A 254-nucleotide genomic window follows, 5' to 3' on the forward strand; every position below is an offset into this window, starting at 1 on the left:
TGTAGTTGGTGCACAATATAGGTTTTGGGATTACCAATTGCATTCTACCTATTATTCCTAGGGCCTTTCCCTTTGATTTTTCAATGATACCTGTAGCTTACATGTTGTTATATCAATATTTTAGAACATGGAAATCTTTTATTTTAGCCCAGATCATTATGGCACTAACATATGCCTATATAGGTGAACCCTTTTGCGAGTGGGTCAAACTTGTTAATTATTTAGAGTGGAGATACAGATATTCATTCATATAT

At 33.5% G+C, this 254-nt stretch carries 1 pseudogene; it reads left to right on the top strand.

Features of this window, described 5'->3' with window-relative positions:
* Positions 1–101: 101 nt before the first annotated feature.
* A pseudogene (locus QQZ16_RS04005) lies at positions 102–254 on the top strand (CBO0543 family protein); the annotation flags it as partial.

It is taken from the genome of Bacillus sp. T2.9-1 (assembly GCF_950097965.1).
Taxonomy (GTDB): domain Bacteria; phylum Bacillota; class Bacilli; order Bacillales; family Cytobacillaceae; genus Niallia; species Niallia hominis.